Consider the following 21,249-nt stretch of genomic DNA (forward strand, 5'->3'; position numbering starts at 1 on the left):
AATCCGGAGGAGCACCCCCATGCCGAAATTGTCCAAGACCCTGATCGCCACCGCCGCTTTTGCGGTCATCGCCACCTCCGCCTTCTCGGAGGCCGCCTGGGACTTCAAGGCCGGCATGGCCTATGTCTATGGTGGTCCCGGCAAGATGTCGGCGATGGCCATGGCCCCGGCCGAGAAGAACCACGAGGCAATGATGAAGAACGCCAAGAAGGTGCCCGACAACACCGTCTTCTTCATGAGCAACGGATCGCTGTATTCCACCTCGGGACGGCTGGATCCGACCGGCAATTTCTACGTGAACTGAACGGGGCCTGGCATCGCGGCCGCCCCTTGCGGGCGGCCGAACCGGGAAACTAATATTCGCCGAAGAGAATGCCGGAGCAGAAGATGACATCTCTCTCGCCAGCCGATGCCGAACAGCTCAGGCTTGCCTTCCAGCGCTGCCGCGACATGGACGGCACGCTGAACGAACAGCTCCGCGCCTATGCCGACGCCAGCCGTGCGGTCTTTCCGGCCTATGGCGAGGCCGTCGACCGCCTGGTGGCGAGATTGGGCGAGAACGGCGGCGGCGAGTCCGCGCCGCGGCCGGGCGATACGATGCCGCCCTTCATGCTGCCGGACGAAGCCGGGCGTCTCGTCGCTCTGCCGTCGCTGCTGGAGCGCGGTCCGCTCGCCGTGATGTTCTTCCGCGGCCATTGGTGTCCGTATTGCCGGCTCAATGTCCGCGCCGTGGTCCAGGCACTCGACCGCATCAAGGCGATCGGGGCGCAGGTCGTCGCGGTGATGCCGGAGACGCAGGAATACACTGGACGGCTCAAGGCCGAATCCGGCGCGCCGTTCCCGATCCTGACCGATCTCGACAACGGCTATGCGCTGTCGCTTAATCTGGCGATCTGGCTCGGCGCCGAGATCCAGAGCCTGCTGTCCTACCAGGAGATGGCGAAATTCCATGGCAACGACGGCTGGATGCTGCCGATCCCCGCCGTGTTCGTGGTCGGTCGCGACGGCATCGTAAAAGCGCGCTTTGTCGACCCCGATTTCCGCAAGCGGATGGAGATCGATGATCTGATCGAAGCGCTGGAGGGCGCGAGCCGCCAGAACTGAGGCGCCTATTTTTTCTTTCCCTCTCCCCTTGTGGGAGAGAGTGGCTCGCCGCAAAGCGGCGAGACGGGTGAGGGGTCTTCATCCTCACGAGCGGTTGTGCAATTGGAAAGAACCCCTCATCCGGCGCTTCGCGCCACCTTCTCCCACAAGGGGAGAAGGAAGAGCGCCGGCGGTCATTCGCGATATTACCCCGCGATCTCGCGCCAGTCGGCGCCGCGCAGCATGCGCATGACGGTGTTGGCGACGGCCGTTCGCTGGCGGCCGGCCACGCCGTAAAGGCTGACGGTGCGGCGGGCATCGAGTCCTGCGACGGTGGCGCGCGTCAGCGTGTCCGGCAAAGGCGAGGTGTGCGGCACCATGGCAACGCCGATCTCGGCGTCGACCAGCTCGATCAGGTCGCGCTCGCTCGAAATCTCGTGACCATGCTCTATGCCGTGCTCGTGCAGGCTCGCGGAGATGCGGCGCGCATGCTCGCAGAAGGTCCGGCTCAGCAATTGCTCGGAGCGCAGATCCTCCAGCTCGATGCTGCTGCGGCCGGCCAGCCGGTGTCCCTCGCCAACGACGAGCTCGAAGCTCTCGGTGAACAGCGGCCAGACGTCGAGCCGGTCCCAGGCCTCGTCGATCTCGGCGGCGATGCCGAGCTCGGCCTCTCCCTTCTTGAGGAAGTCGCCGACCTCGCGGGCCGTTCCGCGCAGGAAGCGCAGCTCGAGCCGGTTGAACTGCCGCCTGATCTCGTTGAGGTGGGGGATCAGCAATGCCAGATCGATCGAATGCGTCAGCGCGATCCGGAGCGCGCCGACCTCTCCGCTTTTGAACGAGGAGGCGAGCGAACGCGCGCCGGCGGCGGCGTCATAGCACTGCTTCAGCAGCGGATGCATGCGCTGGCCGAGCTCGGTCAGTTGCGCCGCCGGCCGCTCGCGGCGAAACAGGTCGCCGCCGAGCTCGGCTTCGAGCTGCTTGATCGCGCGCGTCAGCGACGGCTGCGTGACATTGCACTCCTCCGCTGCGCGCGTGAAATTGAGCAACTGCGCGACCGCGAGGAAATAGCGGACCTGGTGCATTTCCATGAATCGGCTCCCGGCAAGATAGGGCGATCCTATCGGATCGAACCGGCGAATGACATCCCAGCCGCAATAGCGCGCGCCTATGGATTCGGAAGCCAGCCGGTATTTCCGTTCGGGCGGCCGGTCCTCCAGGTTTTTGCGAAGGCTGGGAGCCCAGTCATCGTCAATGGAGATCGGGTCATGAACATACCGCTGAAGCCGCAGACCTCTCAGCCGGCACGTACACTGGCCGGCAAGGTGGCCCTGGTCACGGGTTCGACCAGCGGCATCGGGCTCGGCATCGCGCGTGCACTGGCGGCGGCCGGCGCCGACGTGGTGCTGAACGGGCTTGGCGTCGCCGCTGAGATCGGCAAGGCACGCGAGCAGATCGCCGCCGAGTTCGGCGTCAAGGCGAGCTATTCGCCGGCGGACATGACGAGGCCAAAGTCGATCGCCGAGATGATCGCGGCGACCATCGCCGAATCCGGCCGGCTCGACATCCTCGTCAACAACGCCGGCATTCAGCATGTTGCGCCGCTCGAGCAATTTCCGGTCGAGAAATGGGACCAGATCCTCGCGATCAACCTGACCTCGGCCTTCCACACGACGCGGCTCGCGCTGCCGGCGATGCGCCAGAACGGCTTTGGCCGGATCATCAACATTGCGTCAGCGCACGGCCTGGTCGGCTCGCCGTTCAAGGCCGCCTACGTCGCTGCCAAGCACGGCATCGTCGGCCTGACCAAGGTCACGGCGCTGGAGACCGCGGAGGAGGGCATCACCTGCAACGCGGTCTGTCCCGGCTACGTCTATACACCTCTGGTCGAAGCGCAGATCGACGGACAGGCCAAGGCGCACGGCATCTCCCGCGAGCAGGTCATTCGCGATGTGCTGCTGGCGCAACAGCCGAACAAGCGCTTTGCCGCGGTCGAGGAACTCGGTGCGCTCGCGGTGTTCCTGGCGACGGATGCGGCGGCTTCGATCACCGGCATCGCGCTTCCGGTCGACGGCGGCTGGACCGCGCATTGACATGAGCCGGCGCAACAAGTCCAGTATTCGATCAATGCAGGAGCGTGACATGAACGGCACACACGACACCACATCGGGCAAGGGTCACGACCTGCCGGGTCAGATCGTTCTCGTGCTCCAGGGCGGCGGCGCGCTTGGCTCCTATCAGGCCGGCGTCTATCAGGCCTTGCACGAGGTCGGGATCGAGCCGGATTGGGTCATCGGCACCTCGATCGGTGCCATCAATGCGAGCCTGATTGCCGGCAACGCGCGGGAGCATCGACTGGAGCGCCTGAGGGAATTCTGGAAGCGGATGGAGCAGAAGCCGGTCTGGGACTGGCGCGCCGCGTTTCCCGGTTTCAATGAGAAGCTGGCCTATTGGTCGACCGTCACCCACGGCATTCCCGGTTTCTTCCGGCCCAACCCGCTGGCGCATGCCGGCGATTCCTATCCGCTCGGTGCGGACAACGCAGGCTATTATTCGACCGCTCCGCTGGAGAAGACGCTGAGCGAACTGGTCGATTTCGATCTTGCCAATCGTTGCGCGCCGCGCCTGACGGTTGGTGCGGCTCATGTCGGCACCAGTGTCATGCGCTATTTCGACAGCCGTGACGGCGAGATAACGGTGAAGCATGTGCTGGCGTCGGGCGCGCTGCCGCCGGCCTTCCCGGCGGTGCGCATCGACGGGGAACTTTATTGGGATGGCGGCATCCTGTCGAACACGCCGACCGAGGCGGTGTTCGACGACAATCCACGGCGGGATTCGCTGATCTTTTCCGTGCATTTGTGGAATCCCGTCGGCGCCGAGCCGACGACGATGGCGGAGGTGCTGAACCGCCACAAGGACGTGCAGTATTCCAGTCGCATTTCGAGCCAGATCGCACGCCAGCAGCAGGCTCACCGCCTGCGCCATGTCATCAATCAGCTCGCGGCACGGCTTCCGGAGACCGAGCGTAACGATCCCGCGGTGAGGGAATTGACGAGCTACGGTTGTCCGACCCGCATGCATGTGGTGCGGCTACTGGCGCCGCAGCTCGAGCTTGAGACCCACACCAAGGATATCGACTTCAGTCCGTCGGGGATCACGCGGCGCTGGCACGCTGGTTACGCTCACACGCGGTCGGTCCTGACGCGCAAGCCTTGGATCGGCGAATTCGATCCACTCGCCGGCGTGGTGCTGCACGAGCATACGGACGAGATGCCGATGGCGGCGGAATAGAGCTGCTCTCTCATCATCGAATTGCCACAGGCCTTGCGGATCGTCGGCGATCCGCAGGCGTCGCTGAGCGCTCCCGGCGTGTCCCGGACAAGCTGCAACGCGCGAGCGTTGCAGCGCAGAGCCGGGACCCAGAAACCACAAACGCAGTCGAGACATGGGCCCCGGCTCAGCAGCGCACCATTTCGCAAAGGCGACGCGCTGCGCTGCGTCCGGGGCACGAGAGCGGAGTGGGCCGCGCGGCTTTCTCCGCCTCGTCATTGCGAGCGCAGCGACGCAATCCAGAGTCCTTCCGCGGAAAGATTCTGGATTGCTTCGTCGCAATGACGCGTGGAGAGGGATGCGCTCGCAATGACGGAGTATGCGGAAGAACTTCGGCCTCACACCGAGGCCAGCTTCCGATACAGCGCGTTGTAGCTGCCGGCCGAGATGCTCCAGGAGAACGACCGGCCCATGGCGCTGCGGCGCATGGTGTCGAGCTGGTCCTGCGCCATGAAAGCCGAGAAGGCCCGGCGGACGCCGCCGAGGAAGGAATCGCGCGAGGGTTTCGAGAACAGGAATCCGGTCTCGCCGTCGGTGATGGTTTCGGCAAGGCCGCCGGTCTGGTGCCCGATCGGCAGCGAGCCGAAGCGCTGGGCGTACATCTGGCTGAGCCCGCACGGCTCGAAGCGCGAGGGCATCAGGGTGAAATCGCTGCCGGCAAAGATGCGGCGAGCTTGCGCCTCGTTGAAGCCGATCACGACGCCGATGGCATCGGGGCGGCGGCGATGCGCGTCGATCAAGGCCTGCTCGAGCGCCGGTTCGCCGGAGCCTGTGACGACGATCTGCCCGCCGGCATCGACGATCTCGTCGGCTGCCGACAGCACGAGGTCAATCCCCTTCTGGTGCACGAGGCGGGCGACGATGCCGAACATCGGGCCGCGCGAGACCGCCAGGCCAAACTGCTTGCGGACGTAATCCGCATTGGCCTTCTTGCCGATCCAGTCGCCGGCGCCGAATTGCTGGGCGAGCTGGGCGCAGGAACGCGGGTCCCAGCTCTCGTCGATGCCGTTGAGGATGCCGGTGAGCTCGGCGGCATCGGAGCGCAGCTGGAGCAGGCCCTCCAGGCCGCAGCCGTACTCGGGCGTGGTGATCTCGCGCGCATAGGTGCCGCTGACCGTGGTGAGGTGCGAGGCGTAGACGAGTCCTGCCTTGAGGAAGGAGAGCTGGTCGTAGAATTCGATGCCGTCGATGTGGAAGGAGCTCTCCGGTGCGCCGATCCGCCGCAGCGCGTCCTTCGGGAAGAGACCCTGATAGGCGAGGTTGTGAATGGTCAGGATCGACGGCAGCTTGGCGCCGCGCCAGGCGAGATAGGCCGGCACCAGCGAAGCCTGCCAGTCATTGGCATGGATCAGGTCTGCTGCCCAATTCTTGTCCAGCTTGCCCATGGCCAGCTCAGCGGCTGCCGAGGCAAAGCGCGCGAAGCGGATGTCATTGTCCGGCCAGTCGCGCCCGGACTCGTCGCCATAGGGATTGCCGGGCCGGTCGTAGAGTTGTGAGCAAAGCAGCACGTAGACGGGCATTCCGTCCTTGGTCGCGGCCCGGCCGAGCGAGCAGGCGGGCATTTCCGCGAAGGCCGGACAGCGGCCAACGATCTGAATATGCGTGAGTTGCTCGATGATGTCGCGATAGCCGGGCAGCATGATCCGGATATCGGCAAAGGGGCGGAGGGCTCGCGGGAGCGCGGCGGACACGGCGCCGAGTCCGCCGACGCGGACGAAATCGTCCATCTCCGTGGTGACGAACAAGACCCTCAAGAACAGCTGCCCTCTTCCGATCCCGCTTGCTGCTATGCAAGAACGGGTCCAGTTGCCCAGGAATGTTTAAAGCCCGCCCACGCGGCGCGTCTGTTCGGTAAACACTTTCCTACTCAGCCGCCGCCCTCTAGGGTCGCCGCACCAACAAGAGAGAACTTCCATAGTTCCAAAGGCCCGGGGACACGGCACGCATGCAGCTAGCAGATAAGCATGAGGGGACGACGACAAAGGCCTTCGCAGGCCTGCGGGTCCTGGATTTTTCAACCACCATCGCCGGTCCGCACTGCGCGCGGATGCTAGCCGACATGGGCGCCGAGGTCATCAAGATCGAGACCGACGGCGGGGAGACGATGCGGACCCGGCCACCGCTGCGCAACGGCTGCAGCACAGCGTTCGGCCAGCTCAATGTCGGCAAGAAGAGCCTCGTGCTCGACCTCAAATCCGAGGACGGCAGGGAGGCGGTCCGCCGGCTGGCCGCCACCGCCGACATCCTGGTCGAGAACTTCCGTCCCGGTGTGATGCACCGCCTGCGGCTCGACTATGACAAGCTGCGCGCCGTCAATCCGAGGCTGATCTATTGCTCGATCTCCGGCTACGGCCAGAGCGGCCCTTCGGCCGAGCTGCCGGCCTACGCGCCGGTGATCCATGCCGCTTCCGGCTACGACATGGCGCATCTGGCCTACCAGCCCGGCCGCAACCGCCCCGATTATTGCGGCATCTATCACGCCGACGTCGTCACCGGCACCTATGGCTTCGGCGCGATCGCGTCCGCGCTCTATCAGCGGACCGTGACCGGGCTCGGCCAGCACATCGACGTCTCGATGCTGGAAACGATGCTGTCATTGACGCTGACCGAATTGCAGAGTGCGCAATTCGCGGTGAAGCCGCCGCCGCGCCCGATGTTCGGCCCGACCGAGACGGCCAATGGCTACGTCATGATCACGGTCGCCAGCGAGAAGACCTTCCAGGCATTGATGGGCGTGATCGGCCACCCCGAATGGATCTCCGACCCGCGCTTTGCGACCTATGCCGCGCGCCGCGACAATTGGGCCGAGGTGATGCACGGGGTCGAAGCATGGTCGCGGCAATTCACGACCGATGCCTGTCTCGCTGCGCTCGGCGCGGCCGGTGTGCCCGCATCGGCCTACCGCACCGTGTCCGAGGCGCTGGCCGATCCACAGCTCGCGCACCGGCAGGCGCTGTCCGAGGTACGGGACGAGGGCGGCTCGTTCCAGGTGCTCAACCTGCCATTCCGGATGTCGGGTGCCGACACCAAGCCGGCCAGGACGATGGCCGTGCTCGGCGAGCATACCGATGCGCTGCGCGACGAAATCGGCTTCGCCGATGATGCGTCAATTCCGACAGGCAAAACAGCCGCGACACGCTGAGCACCATTGCGCCGCACCTCACGCGTTTGATCTGTCGCGCGTGCCCCTTGCCGTCGCGCGCATTTGTCGCCAATCTCGCTCCCAGTCATTCAGCGATCCGAAACATCGGACGAGGGATCCCGGGAGGAACCATGACGAAGTCTGCTGCTGCAGCGCGCAAGCACGCGCCGATTTTCCTTGTTGCGGCATTTGCCATCCTTCCATTGTCTGAGCCCGCGCAGGCGCAGAAATCCGGCGGCAGCATCACTGTCGGCCAGGAGCTGGAGATTGCAGGCTTCGATCCGCTCAAGGTCGGCGTCTACGACACCTCGACCTTCACCGCCGCCGCCGCCATCTTCGACACGCTCACCACGTTGAATGAAAAGGGCGAGGCCGCGCCAAAACTCGCGGTGTCCTGGACCCATTCCGACGACTACATGACCTGGACCTTCAAGCTGCGCGAGGGGGTCAAATTCCACGACGGCACGCCCTTCAATGCGCAGGCCTTCAAGGAGAATTTCGACCGGCAGAAGGATCCCGCCAACAAATGCCGCTGCGCCTTCTACATCACCAACGTCAAGGAGGTGCAGGCGCCCGACGACACCACGGTCGTTTACAAGCTGACCGATCCCTCGGTGAACCTGCCGGCAACAATCACCATCCAGAGCCAGAACAATGTCATTCATTCGCCGACGGCCTGGAAGACCAAGGGCGACGACTATAACCGCAATCCCGTCGGCACCGGTCCCTATATCCTGAAATCCTGGACCGCCGGTGACCGCATGGTGCTGGAGAAGAATCCCAACTACTGGGACAAGGGCCGCCCCTACCTCGACCGCATCGTCCTGAAGCCGCTGCCCGACGCGCAGTCACGCTTCGCCTCGCTGCAATCGGGCGAGGCCGACATCATCTGGGACGACGAGGCCGACGCCGACAATATCTTGAAGGCGCAGAAGGACTCCAAGCTCACCGTCCACACCTACAAGGGCTCGGGCGCGCAGGTCTACGCCTTCAACACCAAGGTCGCGCCGTTCGACGACGTCCGCGTGCGCCAGGCGCTGGTGATGGCGATCGACCGTCCCAAGATGTCGCAGGCGATCAGCAACGGCCTGAGCCGGCCCGCGAGCAATCCCTATGGCGAGGGCTCCTGGGTCAAGTGCAAGGACGATGGCGCGCTCCCGTTCGACGTCGAGAAGGCCAAGGCGCTGATCAAGGACTACGGCAAGCCGGTCGAGTTCAAGATGCTGGTGACGGCGACGCCGCGAGGCCGCATGATCGGCCAGGTGCTGCAGCAATTCTGGAAGCGCGCCGGCGCCAACATGGAGATCGAGCAGGTCGATCAGGCCACCATTCCCTCGCGCGCCTTCACCCGCCAATTCCAGATGACGCCGTGGCGCATCGTCGATCTCGCCGATCCCGATCCGCAGATGTATGCGAACTTCCGCAGCGGCAGCCCGCTGGCGCTCGCCGGATACTCAAACCCCGAGCTCGACAAGCTGCTCGACCATGCGCGCGTCACGGCCGACCTCGGCCAGCGCACCGAGGATTACTGCGCCATCAGCCGCCTGATCAACAAGGAAGCGATCTGGTTCTGGACCTTCCAGAACACCTATTACGCGCTGTCGAGCGCCAAGCTGAAGGGCTTCCCGAAGATCTACAACAGCGTCATCGACGTCTCGATGACCTGGCTGGAATGATGGCGCGATGCTGAACTTCGTCGTTCGGCGGCTGCTTGCCATGCTGCCGGTGCTGCTCGCCGTCTCGCTGCTGACCTTTCTGATCGCCTCGCTGCTGCCGGGCGATCTCGCTCTCGTCGTCCTCGGCGATCAGGCAACGCCTGAGAATGTCGCGGCGCTGCGCCGCGACATGGGGCTCGATCAGCCGTTGTGGTGGCGTTATCTGAGCTGGCTCGGCCACGTCCTGCAGGGCGACCTCGGCCGCTCGTTCCGCACCGGGCAGACGGTGCTGCAGGCGGTCGCCGAGCGCATTCCGGTCTCGCTCCAATTGATGCTGATGGCGGAGTTCATCGGCCTCTTGATCGGCGTTCCCGTCGCGATCGCCTGCGCGGCGCGCGCCGGCGGCGCGTTCGACCGTTTCATGACCGGCAGCGCATTTGCGATCCTGTCGATGCCGTCCTTTCTCGTGGCGATCCTGCTGATCTATCTGTTCGCCGTCGAGCTGCACTGGCTGCCGGCGACCGGCTATGTCCCATTTTCCGAGGAGCCACTGGACAATCTCCGCTTCTTCGTGCTGCCGGCGTTGACGCTGGCTCTCGCCGAATGGCCTGGAATCATGCGGGTGCTGCGGTCCGACATGATCGCGACCTTGCAGGAAGACTATATCGCGCTGGCGAAAGCAAAAGGTCTCAAGCCCGCGCGCATCCTGTTCGTGCATGCGCTGAAGCCGTCGTCGCTGACGCTGGTGACGGTGACCGGCATCAATATCGGCCGTCTGCTGGGCGGCACGCTGATCGTGGAATCGATCTTCGCGCTGCCCGGCATCGGCAGGCTCCTGGTCGGGGCGATCTACACCCGCGATCTCGTCATCCTCCAGGGCGTGGTGCTGCTGGTCGCCTGCGGCTTCGTCATCGTGAACTTCATCGTCGACATGCTCTACGCGGTGCTCGACCCCAGGATCCGTCATGGCCACGCTTGAGCTCGCGATGCAGGACGAGGTGACGGCCGCACTCGGCAGGCGCAAGCGAAAGCTCGGCCTGCTGTTCTGGATCGCGAGCAGCTGGCTCGTGATCATCCTGGCGCTCGCGATCCTCGCACCGGTGCTGCCGCTGCAGAACCCGGTCGACATGGACATGCTGGAGCGCCGAGCCGCGTTCTCGACCGAGCACTGGCTCGGCACCGACGGGCTCGGCCGCGACGAGCTCGCCCGCCTGATCTTCGGTGCGCGGGCCTCGCTGACGGTCGGGCTGATCGCACCGATGATCGGCCTGACCATCGGCGGCGCGCTCGGCCTGCTTGCCGGCTATTTCCGGGGCCGGTTCGAGACGCTCGTGGTCGGCAGCATGGACGTGCTGCTCGCCTTTCCGCCGTTGATCTTCGCGCTCGCGGTGACGGCCTATCTCGGTCAGTCCGTCCCCAATCTCACCGTGATCCTCGGCGTGCTCGGCATTCCCGCCTTCATGCGGGTGGCACGCGCGGCGACGCTGACGCTGGCACGGCGGGAATTCGTGATCGCGGCCGAGGCGCTCGGTGCCAGCCATGCGCGCATCCTCGTGCGCGAGCTGTTGCCGAACGTGATCCTGCCGCTGCTGGCCTTCTTTCTGCTCGGCGTCGCCGTCACCATCGTGGTCGAGGGTGCGCTGTCCTTCCTCGGCCTTGGCGTGCCGCCGCCGATGGCGAGTTGGGGCAGCATGATCGGCGAAGGGCGCGACAGCCTCGATGTCGCACCGCGGCTGGCGTTCCTGCCTGCGGCGGGGCTGTTCCTCACCGTGCTGGCGTTCAACCTTGTCGGCGACACCATGCGGGCATTGACCGACCCGCGTCAGGGGGCGCTGTGAGCACGCTCCTGACCATCGCAGACGTCGCGGTCGAGCTGCCGACGCCGCGCGGAAACCTGCGCGCGGTGGATCACGTCGATCTGTCGCTTGAGGCGGGCCGCACGCTCGGCATCGTCGGCGAATCCGGCTGCGGCAAGACCATGCTGTCGCGGGCGGTGTTGCAGCTGCTGCCGAAGAAGGCGAAGCTCACGGGACGCGTGATGTTCGACGGCCAGGACCTGGCGCGGCTCGCGCCGGAAAGCCTGCGGCGCCTGCGCGGGCGAGACCTTGCGGTCGTATTCCAGGACCCCATGACCTCGCTCAATCCGGTGCTCACCATCGGCACGCAGCTGATGGAGACGATCCAGGAGCATCTCGAGCTCGATGCCCCGGCCGCGAAGGCGCGCAGCATCGAGCTGCTTGCCGCCGTCGGCATTCCCGCGCCGGAGCAGCGGCTCGCGCAATATCCGCATCAATGTTCCGGCGGCATGCGCCAGCGCATCGCAATCGCGATCGCGCTGTCCTGCGAGCCGAAGCTCCTGATCGCGGACGAGCCGACCACGGCGCTCGACGTCACCATCCAGGCGCAGATCCTCGATCTGCTGGCGCGCGAGCAGCGGCGCCGCCATATGGCGATGATCATCATCACCCACGATCTCGGCGTCGTCGCCGGCCGTGCCGATGAGGTCGCGGTGATGTATGCGGGCAGGGTGGTGGAGCGCGCGCCGACGCCAGCGTTGTTCAAGCGCATGCATATGCCTTACACCGAGGCGCTGCTGGCAGCGATCCCGAAGCTGGATGCCGCGCCACATACGCCGTTGCCGGCTATCTCCGGCCGTCCGCCCGATCCGACACGGCCGCTGCGCGGCTGCTCCTTTGCGCCGCGTTGTCGCTATGCCGCAGGCCGCTGTCACGAGGCCAAGCCGGCGCTGACGAGCGCGGAGACGCCTGGACATCTTTATGCCTGCTTTCACCCGATCCAGATGGCGGCGGGAGTTGACGCATGATGCAGCTTGCCGTGCGGGCCGAGCCGCTTCTGGATGTCGATAATCTCGTCGTCGAATATGGTCTCGGCAACAAGACGGTTCATGCCGTCTCCGGCGTCAGCCTGCAGGTCGCGCGTGGAGAGACGCTTGGGTTGGTCGGCGAATCCGGCTGCGGCAAGTCGACGCTGGGACGCGCAGTGCTGCAACTGCGCCGTGCCAAATCCGGCCGCGTGCTGTTCGACGGCGAGGATCTGACCGCGATGGAGGGCGAGGCGCTGCGCAAGATGCGCCGCCGCGTGCAGCTCATCTTCCAGGACCCGATCGCCTCGCTCAACCCGCGACGCCGTATTGGCGACATCGTGGCCGAGCCGCTGATCATCGCCGGCGTCAAGGACGCCGCCGAGCGCAAGCGCAGGGTCCACGAGGTGCTCTCGGCGGTCGGGCTCGATCCCGATCTCGTGTCGGGCCGCCTGCCGCACGAATTCTCCGGCGGGCAGTGCCAGCGGATCTGCATCGCGCGATCGCTTGTGCTCAATCCGGAGTTCATCGTCTGCGATGAGCCGGTTTCGGCGCTCGACGTCTCCATCCGCGCGCAAATTCTCAACCTGCTGGAGGAGATGAAGGCGCGCTTCGGGCTGACGCTGCTGTTCATCGCGCATGACCTCGCAGTGGTCAAAGCGGTCAGCGACCGTGTCGCGGTGATGTATCTCGGCCGGCTCTGCGAGGTCGGTCCTTCGGAGGAGCTGTTTGCGAGGCCTGCGCATCCCTATACGGCGCTGTTGTTGCAGGCGATCCCGGTGCCCGATCCGGACGTGCGTCCCGCCGAGAGTGTGGCGGGCGGGGAGCCGCCATCGCCGATTGCGCCGCCCTCCGGCTGCCGCTTCCGCACCCGCTGCCCAAGGGCCGATCAGCGATGCAGCGCGGAGATACCGGAGTTGCGCGAGGTCGCACCCGGCCAGTTCGCGGCTTGCCATCATCCGCTGGCCTGAACTAAGACCGGTTTGTCTCGCCTTGCCGGCCATGGCATGGTGGCGCGGCGACAAGAAGCATGCGGGAGGACGCCGATGAAGAGTTTCAAGGTAGCCGATTTCAAGGCGCCGCTGCAGGAGTTCGACGAGGCGACGCCGCAGCCGACGGGCACGCAGGTGCTGATCAGGGTGAAGGCCGCCGGCGTTTGCCACAGCGATCTCCACATCTGGGAAGGCGGCTATGATCTCGGCCACGGCCGCAAGCCACTGTCGCTGAAGGATCGCGGCATCAACCTGCCGCTGACCATGGGCCACGAGACGGTCGGCGAGGTCCTGGCGTTCGGACCGGACGTGAAGCCGACCGATCAGGGCGACCTCAAGCTCGGCGATGTCGGGCTGGTCTATCCCTGGATCGGCTGCGGCAAGTGCGCGACGTGCCTTGCCGGTGACGAGAACATGTGCCTGACGCCGCGCTCGCTCGGCGTCTATTGCGACGGCGGCTATTCCGATCACATGCTGGTGCCGCATCCGCGCTATCTGCTCAACCTGAAAGGGCTCGATCCCGCGACCACCGCGCCCTATGCCTGCTCGGGCGTCACCACCTACAGCGCGCTGAAGAAAGTCGAGCAGCATTTTGATACGCCGATCGTGATGTTCGGCGCCGGCGGGCTCGGCCTGATGGCGCTGTCACTGTTGAGGGCGATGGGCGGCAAGGGCGCGATCATGGTCGACATCGACGCCAGAAAGCGCGAGGCCGCAGAGAAGGCCGGCGCGCTCGCGACCGTCGATCCCAAGGCGCCGGATGCGCTCGAGCAGCTTGCCAAGAAGGCGGGTGGGCCGATCCGCGCCGTGATCGACCTCGTCGGCAATGCCGCGACGACGCAGCTCGGTTTTGACTGCCTCACCAAGGGCGGCAAGCTCGTCATCGTCGGCCTGTTCGGCGGCGGCGCGACCTGGGCCCTGCCGCTGATTCCGATCAAGGCGATCACGATCCAGGGCAGCTATGTCGGAAACCTGCGCGAGACGCAGGAGCTGCTCGACCTCGTGCGGACCAAAAAGGTACCGCCGATCCCGGTGACGACGGCGCCGCTCGCCAAGGCCAATGACGCGCTGGTGCAATTGCAGCAGGGCGCGGTGGTGGGACGCACGGTGCTGACGCCGTAGCAACCACCGTTTGTTTCTCGTCATGGCCGGGCTTGACCCGGCCATCCACGCCTTGCCACGGAAACGGCACTAAGACGTGGATGCCCGGGTCAAGCCCGGGCATGACGGTGGAGAGAGTAGGAAACCCCATGTCTGCAAACAACGCCTTCCACATTGCCGTGCTCGCCGGTGACGGCATCGGTCCCGAGGTCATGGCGCCAGCGCTCGAGGTGCTGCGCAAGGTCGGCGACAAATCCGGCCTGAGCTTCCGCTTCACCGAGGCGCCGGCCGGCGCCACCAATTATCTGGCCACCGGCAAGTCGATGCCTGACAGCACCATCAAGCTCTGCGAGGAGGCCGACGCAATCCTGCTCGGCGCCTGCGGCCTGCCGTCGGTGCGCTATCCTGACAATACCGAGATCGCGCCGCAGATCGAGCTGCGCTTCATCTTCGAGCTCTATGCCGGCGTGCGTCCGGCGCGTCTCATTCCGGGCGTGCCGAGCCCGATCGTCGGCGCCGACCAGCGCGGCATCGATCTCGTCGTGATCCGCGAATCGACTGAAGGCCTGTTCGCCTCGATGGGCAAGGGCGTCGTCACGCATGAAGACGCGCGCGAGACCATGGTGATCACGCGCAGGACCTCCGAGCGCCTGTTCGAGTTCTCGTTTCGCCTCGCCGAACGGCGCAAGGCGCGCGGCAAGCCGGGCGCCTTGACCTGCGTCGACAAGGCGAACGTGTTCAAGGCCTTCGCGTTCTTCCGCGGCATCTTCGACGAGATCGAGAAGAAGCACCCTGGCGTGAAGACCGACCGGCTCTATGTCGATGCCTGCTCGGCGATGCTGGTGAAGCGTCCCTGGGATTTCGACGTGATGGTGATGGAGAACATGTTCGGCGATATCGTCTCCGACATCACCGCGAGCCTGATCGGCGGCCTCGGCATGGCGCCGTCGGCCGACATCGGCGACAAATATGCGGTGTTCCAGCCGTGTCACGGCACAGCGCCTGACATCATGGGACAGGGCAAGGCCAATCCCACCGGCATGATCCTGTCGGCGGCGATGATGCTGGACTGGCTCGCCGAGAAGCATGGCGTGGAGAGTGCGGCGGAAGCCGGCGAACAGATCGAGCGTGCGATCGATCAGGTCTATGCCGGCGGCATCAAGCCGACGGAGTTCGGCGGCAGCAATGGCACGGCGGATATCACCAAGGCGGTGCTGGGAGCGCTGTAGTCGACGCGCGCACGTGAAAAAGGGGCCCCCTCGGGACCCCTTTGTCGTTTACCAGCGACGCCAGTGGTGATGGCGATGGCCCCAGCCCCAGGGACGCGGGCCATAGAAGCGGCGCGGGCCGTAATAGCCGTAGGCACGGTAATAGTTCGGTCGCCACCAGCAGCGGCCCCAGGCATTGCAAACCATGCGCACCTGATCGACATTTGCGGCCGGCCCGCTTGCGACGCGGTCGGCCTGCGGAATGCCATTCGGCATCGCGGCGAGCGCCTGCCCTGAGGCGAGCGCCGCGCCGCCCAAGGCAGCCAGACCAAGAACAGCAAATCTGAGTTTCATCGCAATCTCCCTCGTTGGTGGCGGAAGAACTTGCGAGGGATCAGTTGGTTGCTATCGCGGTACGAGTGGTTGAGGAATTTAATCTTCCTGAACGTTGGTTCACTTGCCCTGGAACTTGGGCTTGCGCTTCTCCATGAAGGCTTGGCGGCCCTCGCGGAAGTCCGCGCTGTCCATGCATGCGGCGCCGATCGCCTTGATCGCGTCCATGTCACGTCGGCTCTCGTCTTTCAACACCTGAGCGATGGTGATCTTGGCGGCCTTGATCGCGAGCGGTGCGTTCTGGGAGATCGTCTCGGCGATCGTCATGGTCTCGCCCCAGAGCTCGTCGACAGGGAACACGCGCTCGACGAGGCCGATGCGCAGCGCCTCGGCGGAATCGATCCGCATGCCCGTGTACATCAGCAGCCGCGCCCAGGACGGGCCGACCAGCGACACCAGGTGCTTCAAGCCGTCATAGCCATAGGCGATGCCAAGCCTGGCCGCGGGAATGCCGAACTGGCTGCCGTGTGCGGCGAGGCGGATGTCGGCGAGCATCGCGACCTGCATGCCGCCGCCGAGACAGAAGCCCTCGATGCAGGCGATGGTCGGCTTGGGATAGTCGGCGAGCAGCGCGCGCTGGGCGGCGCTGCGCCTGGCGTATTCCTCGGACGCGGCCGCGTTGTGCCGCGTCTTCTCGAACTGGCTGATGTCGGCCCCCGATACGAACGCCTTGCCGCCTGCACCGCGCAGGATCACGACGCGTACCGTCTCGTCGTCGCGCAAGGCCGTCAGCGCCTCGCCAAATCCTTCCCACATCTCCAGCGACATCGCGTTGCGCTTGGCGGGATTGTTGAACGTGATCACGCCGACGCCATCGGTGACGTGCTTGAGGATCTTGCCGTCGGCGTAGGATGTTTCACCGGAGATGTCTGGCATCGCGCGCTCGCTTGTCGTGGGGCGAGCGCAATGTGCGGCGCTAGTGCTTTCGGGGTCAACCGGGGCAGGGTGGGCGAGTCTGCATCGGCCTGTACCGGGATTGCATGGACGCCGGCTCGCGTGCGCAAAGAAAAAGGGGCGGTCGAACCGCCCCGGAAGGCCGCGCGCAAGTGCACCCGGCCAGAATATGCTCGTTCAATCCGGCCGCGTCCCCGTGACGCGGCGGATTGAAGATCGGCCGTGAAGACCGGACCGTCGACCGATCTCAGCTTTCGTTCGCCGCGATCGATTCCATCAGCGAGACGAGCTGGCGCTGAACCGTCTGGTCCTTGATCTTGCTGTAGGCGCGCAGCAGGCGGAGGCTGAAGGCCGAATCGAGGAAGAGCAGGCTCTCGACTTCGCGCGCCTTGTTGTCGCCGTCGTAGAAGAAGGTCACGGGCACATCGAGCGCGGAGGCGATCTGCTGCAGGCGAGCCGCGCCCACGCGATTGACGCCCTTCTCGTATTTCTGGACCTGCTGGAAGCTGACGCCGAGCTTCTCGCCGAGCTCGGCCTGCGAGATCTTCATCTCGACGCGCCGCAGACGAATCCGCTTGCCGAGCTCGATGTCCGGCTTGCCGGCACTACGCTGCTTCATTCTTTTCGCCGCTGCTTTCATCTCTGTTTTCACCTTTGTTCTTCGGTTGAAAATCCCCCGAAGAGCTGGGTCAGGGGTTCGCCCATATAGGAGTCCTTGAATTCATGCGGGTGCACGAACTCTTCCTTAAACCACGGGAAACGAGCCGGATTGAAAGCGTCGATTAGCCAGTCAATCATGTGCCGCACGCGCGGAATACGGCCGCTACCGGGATGGTAGGACAACCAGATATCCAGCGGCCGGTTCAGCTCGACCTCCAGTGGAATTAGTTTTCCGCCAAGCGCAATGGCGTAGCTCGGGAAGACGCCGATGCCGGCGCCGTTCGCGACCGCCCAATAGTTGGCGCTCGAGACGTTGGTCTTCATGACCAGAAGGTCACGTTCCGAAACGCCCGGGAAGAAGCTCTCGAAGGATTCCTTGGCGGCGAGCTGGTCGGCGAATTGCAGCACCAGGCGATGCTTGATCAATTCCGCCGCCGACCGCGGCGCGCCATGCTTTTCGATGTATTTCTCGGAGGCCCAGAACATCAGGTGCATGCGGCCGAGCCGCACCAGCTTGATGTCGAGCGCCGAAGGACGGGACAGATGAATGGCGACGTCAGCCTCGTGGCGCGAAACGTCGGCCGAACGCATCGCGCAATGCAGGTCGACCAGGATCTTCGGATAGGCCTGCTGGAATTCGACCAGGCGCGGGGCGAGCCAGAACGTGCCGAGGCCCTCGGTGACGGCGACCCGGACCTCGCCGGACAGCGCGTTGGCCATCGAATCGCTGGCGCGCAGCACGTCGAAGGTGGCGGCCTCCATGCGTTCGACGGCAGAGACCACCAGCGCACCTTCGTCGGTCAGATGGGTGCCGTGGACGTCGCGGGTGAACAGGGTGGTGCCGGTCTGGCGCTCGAAATCGTCGATCCGCCGGCGCACGGCGTTGATCGACAGCGACAGGCGCTCGGCCGCCGACCGGAAACTTCCGCATCGGACGACTTCGAGGAATATGCGGGCCGCATCCCAATCCGAGAGGCCGCTGAGATTTGTCTTTGGGCGTTCCGCCAGAAGAACGCCCCTTTCCGCCAAGGAGTGCATACAAGTCCCTTCGGGCGGCTAAACTGGCAGAATCTGACGCAAACCACAACCACGGCGGGTTGGGGGATGATGAGTTTTGAACCGTCATCCTTACTATCTGGTGGGTGGTATTGGGATGCTGTCATGGGCTGGGAATCGGGCGGATTTTTCGTCCGTATGAGGGGTGTGGCGTGAGTTCCGTTGCGAGCCGTGAAATGGCTGCGGGATTGCAGGCGCTGTCCGCAACAATCGCCTTCGCGCGCAACCCGGCGCCGTGTCTTCCAACGGATCAATCATCGCGCGCCGGGCGTTTCCTCGTTGATCGCTTCGACGGCCTGCACTGGCGCGGGGCGTCGATGGCCGCGGGAACCGCGGTTCCACAGCAGAAACACGCTGAAATCAGGTTCGAAGGCACCGCAGCCTCATGCTATCCTTGCGGCTCCATGGGGGCCGAAGGGGTCGTTGCAATCACATCTCGCAGGCCGAATTAACGGAAAGAACGCCGGTGTCGCATTCAGACGAACAGTTGCAGTCGGTGCTGGAAACGCTCGAGGAGTGCCGCAGGGTTCTCACCGCGTGCAACAGCCGTGAGTCGGCCGAGCTGCTGTCCATTGTCATCCTGGACGTCAGGATGAAGCTCAAGGGAATTGACAGTGCCGATCTCAAGGCGCTGTGCGACGAAATGCTGCGGAGCGCCGCGAGCGAGCCGCCATCTCCTTCCAAGCAGACGCAGGACCAGCCCCGGCGTCCGCTGCTCCGCGTGGTGAAGTAGCCGCGCCGCCGAATCTCGCTTTTTGGCGAGATTTGTGCGCGTCCCGATGCCGCACCTGTGATCGCAGACGGCATCGGGAGGAGCCCTGGTTTTGTGCGCCTCTGTTGCGCATTCCCCGGCATCGGCTACACCAGAGCCGGTTCGGCTCCGGGCCGGGCGCATTTCCCGCGCGCCGTACCGGCACCTGAGATGGCTCAGACGGCATCATGCAAAATGTTTCGATCCCGGCGGCGCTGATTGCCGGCCTCGTCAGCTTCCTCTCGCCTTGCGTCCTGCCGCTGGTCCCGCCCTATCTGATCTACCTCACGGGCGCCACGATCGAGCATGTCGAGAGCGACGAGCCGGCTGCGGCCTCCAAGCGCGCGATCATGATGTCGGCGCTGCTGTTCGTGCTCGGCTTCTCCACGGTATTCGTCGCGCTCGGCGCCAGTGCCTCGCTGATCGGCGGGCTGATCCGGGCCTGGTCGGCGGAACTGTCGATCCTTGCCGGCATCGTCATCATCATCATGGGCCTGCACTTCCTCGGGCTGACGCGCATCGGCCTGTTGATGCGTGAGGGCCGGCTGCCGATCCCGAAGCCCGTCGGCCTCTGGGGGGCCTATATCATGGGCCTCGCCTTCGCTTTCGGCTGGACCCCCTGCATCGGTCCCATCCTCGCCGCGATCCTCTCGATCGCCGCGGCTGAGGCCACGGTGATGAAGGGCGCCGGCCTGCTCGCGGTCTATTCCGCAGGTCTCGGCATTCCCTTCCTGATCGCCGCGCTGATGATCGAGCAGTTCTCCGCGCTGTTCGCGCGCATGAAGGGCCACCTCGTCAATGTCGAGCGCGCCATGGGGGTCCTGATGGTGATCACCGGCATCGGCTTTCTCACCGGCGCGGTCTCGAATGTGAGCATCTGGCTGCTGGAGACCTTCCCGGCGCTGCAAACGATCGGGTAGCGCATGTGCCACACCGCTTTTGGAGCGGGGCTTGAGAGTCCTGTGACCACCCCGTGCCTAGTCGAGCCGGAAGATCGCCCTTTCGATTGAAAGAGCTCGTTACAGACCTCTGATAACTCCCGCTCGGCTCCCGAATCGCCTCCGGTACAGCCGAGGACTCTCATTCTTGCGGCCTGACATGAACCGGGGCACGCGCGTCGCGAACGTCGCGAGCATGCGCCCCGGTTTCGTCTCACCCAACACGCGGTCAGTAGTCCCAGAACACCGGCACCCAGCGGAAGGCGCCGCCGTCTGTCGCGACGCGTCCGACGGACGGGAACGGCAGATGGGTGGCGACCAGCATCTCGCCGGTCTCGGCAAGCTCCCGCAGCAGGCGGACACGAACGCGCGCAGCCTCCTCCGGGTCGTGCTCGAAGCCGTTGTGCCACGCGGGCTGCTCGAACCCGACCGCAAACACGGCGTCGCCGGCAAAAGTCAGCGCCTCGCCGCCGGACGCCACGCGAACCACGCTGTGTCCCGGGGTGTGGCCGCCGGTGCGACGAGCGATGACGCCGGGCGCAATCTCCTGCGTCTCCTCGAATGTCCGCAACTGGCTGCCGTATTCCTGCACGAACCGCTTGGCGGTGGCCCGAAGCGCATCCGGAAAACCTTGCGGCATGTTGGTATGCGAGAAGTCGGGCGCTTCCCAGAACTTGACCTCGGCAGCCGCCACGTGGACCCGCAGGTCCTTGCGCAACCGCTGTTTCACGCCGTCGACGAGCAGCCCGCCGATGTGATCCATATGAAGGTGGGTCAGCACGAGGTCGGTCACGGACGACAGATCGATACCGGCGGCCTCCAGCCGCTTGATCAGCTGACCGGCGCGCGGCAAGTGCAAGTTGGGGTCGGATCCGAGGCCGGCGTCGATCAGGATGGTCTTGCCGCCGCTGCGGACCATGACCGCATTCAGCGCCCAGTCGAACGCGTCCTGTGGCAGGAACATGTCGTGCAGCCAGGCTGCGCGCTCGGCCGGGGCGGCGTTGTGCGCCAGCATCGTGGTCGGCAGCGGTAGCACGCCGTCGCTGACCACCAGCACGTCGATGTCGCCGATCTTCAGCGCGTAGCGCGACGGAACGAGCTCTTCGGGGCCCGATGACACGGGATATGCGGTGTTGTGAAGGTTCATGTCTGTTTCTCCTGTTTCGTGGAAGACTTCTGGCTGGCTCCTAGTCGAGCGGGCCGCGCTGCCAGAAAGCGCGGCCATCAT

General features: G+C 65.1%; 21 protein-coding genes. 14 read left to right on the forward strand and 7 right to left on the reverse strand.

Annotation, left to right across the window (positions count from 1 at the left end):
* The first annotated feature begins 19 nt into the window (after positions 1-19).
* Positions 20-304 carry a hypothetical protein gene (locus Q0743_RS24395; RefSeq protein WP_038946988.1) on the forward strand — a complete coding sequence of 95 codons (285 nt, stop codon included), beginning with the start codon at positions 20-22 and terminating at the stop codon, positions 302-304.
* 83 nt (positions 305-387) lie between these two features.
* The gene (locus Q0743_RS24400) at positions 388-1,104 is read left to right on the forward strand and encodes a peroxiredoxin-like family protein (RefSeq protein ID WP_298244033.1); all 717 of its coding nucleotides are present in this window, start codon (positions 388-390) and stop codon (positions 1,102-1,104) included.
* Positions 1,105-1,289: 185 nt separating this feature from the next.
* Here the strand turns inward: Q0743_RS24400 and Q0743_RS24405 are convergent, their stop codons facing one another.
* Positions 1,290-2,171, reverse strand: coding sequence for a LysR family transcriptional regulator (locus tag Q0743_RS24405; RefSeq protein WP_298244034.1), 882 nt, complete (start codon positions 2,169-2,171; stop codon positions 1,290-1,292).
* Between the two features lie 177 nt (positions 2,172-2,348).
* Here Q0743_RS24405 and Q0743_RS24410 point away from each other — a divergent pair, with 177 nt between their 5' ends.
* Together Q0743_RS24410 and Q0743_RS24415 are read left to right on the forward strand one after the other, a co-directional pair.
* Positions 2,349-3,173 carry a 3-hydroxybutyrate dehydrogenase gene (locus Q0743_RS24410; RefSeq protein WP_298244035.1) on the forward strand — a complete coding sequence of 275 codons (825 nt, stop codon included), beginning with the start codon at positions 2,349-2,351 and terminating at the stop codon, positions 3,171-3,173.
* 49 nt (positions 3,174-3,222) lie between these two features.
* Entirely contained in the window at positions 3,223-4,371 is a 1,149-nt protein-coding gene (locus tag Q0743_RS24415) for a patatin-like phospholipase family protein (RefSeq protein WP_298244036.1), read from the forward strand.
* Between the two features lie 377 nt (positions 4,372-4,748).
* Here Q0743_RS24415 and glgA read toward each other — a convergent pair whose 3' ends face one another.
* Complete coding sequence (gene glgA, locus Q0743_RS24420) at positions 4,749-6,164, reverse strand: glycogen synthase GlgA (protein WP_298244037.1); 1,416 nt, start codon at positions 6,162-6,164, stop codon at positions 4,749-4,751.
* A 191-nt stretch (positions 6,165-6,355) separates the two neighbouring features.
* Between glgA and Q0743_RS24425 the strand changes: the two genes are divergently transcribed.
* The 8 genes from Q0743_RS24425 (at position 6,356) to Q0743_RS24460 (ending at position 15,350) form a co-directional block, all read left to right on the forward strand.
* On the forward strand, positions 6,356-7,552 hold the full coding sequence (locus Q0743_RS24425; RefSeq protein ID WP_298244038.1) for a CoA transferase: 1,197 nt from the start codon (positions 6,356-6,358) through the stop codon (positions 7,550-7,552).
* Positions 7,553-7,683: 131 nt separating this feature from the next.
* The gene (locus Q0743_RS24430) at positions 7,684-9,228 is read left to right on the forward strand and encodes an ABC transporter substrate-binding protein (protein WP_298244039.1); all 1,545 of its coding nucleotides are present in this window, start codon (positions 7,684-7,686) and stop codon (positions 9,226-9,228) included.
* Positions 9,229-9,235: 7 nt separating this feature from the next.
* Positions 9,236-10,186, forward strand: a complete 951-nt coding sequence (locus tag Q0743_RS24435) for an ABC transporter permease (RefSeq protein WP_298244040.1) — start codon at positions 9,236-9,238, stop codon at positions 10,184-10,186.
* Positions 10,173-11,045 carry an ABC transporter permease gene (locus Q0743_RS24440; RefSeq protein WP_298244041.1) on the forward strand — a complete coding sequence of 291 codons (873 nt, stop codon included), beginning with the start codon at positions 10,173-10,175 and terminating at the stop codon, positions 11,043-11,045. Before Q0743_RS24435 ends, Q0743_RS24440 begins: the two co-directional genes overlap by 14 nt.
* Complete coding sequence (locus Q0743_RS24445) at positions 11,042-12,031, forward strand: ABC transporter ATP-binding protein (protein ID WP_298244042.1); 990 nt, start codon at positions 11,042-11,044, stop codon at positions 12,029-12,031. The genes Q0743_RS24440 and Q0743_RS24445 overlap by 4 nt, the downstream gene beginning before the upstream one ends.
* Positions 12,028-12,999: an ABC transporter ATP-binding protein gene (locus Q0743_RS24450; protein WP_298244043.1), complete on the forward strand. Its 972-nt coding sequence runs from the start codon at positions 12,028-12,030 to the stop codon at positions 12,997-12,999. Before Q0743_RS24445 ends, Q0743_RS24450 begins: the two co-directional genes overlap by 4 nt.
* Positions 13,000-13,074: 75 nt before the next feature.
* Complete coding sequence (locus Q0743_RS24455) at positions 13,075-14,142, forward strand: alcohol dehydrogenase (protein ID WP_298244044.1); 1,068 nt, start codon at positions 13,075-13,077, stop codon at positions 14,140-14,142.
* Between the two features lie 128 nt (positions 14,143-14,270).
* Positions 14,271-15,350, forward strand: coding sequence for an isocitrate/isopropylmalate dehydrogenase family protein (locus Q0743_RS24460; protein ID WP_298244045.1), 1,080 nt, complete (start codon positions 14,271-14,273; stop codon positions 15,348-15,350).
* Between the two features lie 48 nt (positions 15,351-15,398).
* On the opposite strand, the gene Q0743_RS24465 is transcribed toward Q0743_RS24460, so the two are convergent.
* The 4 genes from Q0743_RS24465 to Q0743_RS24480 form a co-directional block, all read right to left on the reverse strand.
* Positions 15,399-15,683 carry a hypothetical protein gene (locus tag Q0743_RS24465; protein WP_298244046.1) on the reverse strand — a complete coding sequence of 95 codons (285 nt, stop codon included), beginning with the start codon at positions 15,681-15,683 and terminating at the stop codon, positions 15,399-15,401.
* Between the two features lie 99 nt (positions 15,684-15,782).
* Entirely contained in the window at positions 15,783-16,598 is an 816-nt protein-coding gene (locus Q0743_RS24470; protein WP_298244047.1) for an enoyl-CoA hydratase, read from the reverse strand.
* A 265-nt stretch (positions 16,599-16,863) separates the two neighbouring features.
* A complete protein-coding gene (locus Q0743_RS24475; protein WP_020608151.1) occupies positions 16,864-17,235 on the reverse strand; it encodes a helix-turn-helix transcriptional regulator in 372 nt (123 codons plus the stop codon).
* A 29-nt stretch (positions 17,236-17,264) separates the two neighbouring features.
* Positions 17,265-18,314 (reverse strand): LysR family transcriptional regulator, encoded by a 1,050-nt coding sequence (locus Q0743_RS24480; RefSeq protein ID WP_298244048.1) that lies wholly within the window; start codon positions 18,312-18,314, stop codon positions 17,265-17,267.
* A gap of 484 nt (positions 18,315-18,798) precedes the next feature.
* Between Q0743_RS24480 and Q0743_RS24485 the strand changes: the two genes are divergently transcribed.
* Together Q0743_RS24485 and Q0743_RS24490 are read left to right on the forward strand one after the other, a co-directional pair.
* On the forward strand, positions 18,799-19,065 hold the full coding sequence (locus Q0743_RS24485) for a hypothetical protein (RefSeq protein ID WP_097659543.1): 267 nt from the start codon (positions 18,799-18,801) through the stop codon (positions 19,063-19,065).
* A 206-nt stretch (positions 19,066-19,271) separates the two neighbouring features.
* Positions 19,272-20,003 (forward strand): cytochrome c biogenesis protein CcdA, encoded by a 732-nt coding sequence (locus Q0743_RS24490; RefSeq protein WP_298244049.1) that lies wholly within the window; start codon positions 19,272-19,274, stop codon positions 20,001-20,003.
* 247 nt (positions 20,004-20,250) lie between these two features.
* Here Q0743_RS24490 and Q0743_RS24495 read toward each other — a convergent pair whose 3' ends face one another.
* Positions 20,251-21,168: an MBL fold metallo-hydrolase gene (locus Q0743_RS24495; protein WP_298244094.1), complete on the reverse strand. Its 918-nt coding sequence runs from the start codon at positions 21,166-21,168 to the stop codon at positions 20,251-20,253.
* Between the last annotated feature and the right edge of the window lie 81 nt (positions 21,169-21,249).

The sequence above is a fragment of the uncultured Bradyrhizobium sp. genome (genome assembly GCF_936943645.1).
In the GTDB taxonomy this organism is placed as follows: Bacteria; Pseudomonadota; Alphaproteobacteria; order Rhizobiales; family Xanthobacteraceae; genus Bradyrhizobium.